Below are 667 nucleotides of genomic sequence, written 5' to 3' on the forward strand. Positions count from 1 at the left end.
GCTGTACATCGTCGATGCTCGCGTCGTACTGTCATCGATCGATGCTCAGACGTACGTGCGTACATCGATCGATGCTCGCGTACGTAGCTGTACANCGATCGGCATNCTTATGACAAGAGTCGCCGCAAGGGAGCGATTCATGTCATTAGTGCGTTCTCAACAATGCACAGTCTGGTCATCGGACAGATCAAGACAGATGAGAAATCTAATGAGATCACAGCTATCCCTGAACTTCTTAACATGTTGGATATTAAAGGAAAAATTATCACAACTGATGCGATGGGTTGCCAGAAAGATATTGCAGAGAAGATACAAAAACAGGGAGGTGATTATTTATTCGCTGTAAAAGGAAACCAGGGGCGGCTAAATAAAGCCTTTGAGGAAAAATTTCCGCTGAAAGAATTAAATAATCCAGAGCATGACAGTTACGCAATTAGTGAAAAGAGTCACGGCAGAGAAGAGATCCGTCTTCATATTGTTTGCGATGTCCCTGATGAACTTATTGATTTCACGTTTGAATGGAAAGGGCTGAAGAAATTATGCGTGGCAGTCTCCTTTCGGTCCATAATAGCAGAACAAAAGAAAGAGCCAGAAATGACGGTCAGATATTATATCAGTTCTGCTGATTTAACCGCTGAGAAGTTCGCCACAGCGATCCGAAATCACT

Annotated in this window: 1 pseudogene; it reads left to right on the top strand. The window is 43.3% G+C overall.

What is annotated here, in order from left to right:
* Nucleotides 1-99: 99 nt before the first annotated feature.
* Nucleotides 100-667 (top strand): annotated as a pseudogene (locus AACU94_RS24550) (ISAs1-like element ISEc1 family transposase); the annotation flags it as partial.

The organism is Escherichia sp. E4702 (assembly GCF_963883545.1).
GTDB lineage: Bacteria > Pseudomonadota > Gammaproteobacteria > Enterobacterales > Enterobacteriaceae > Escherichia.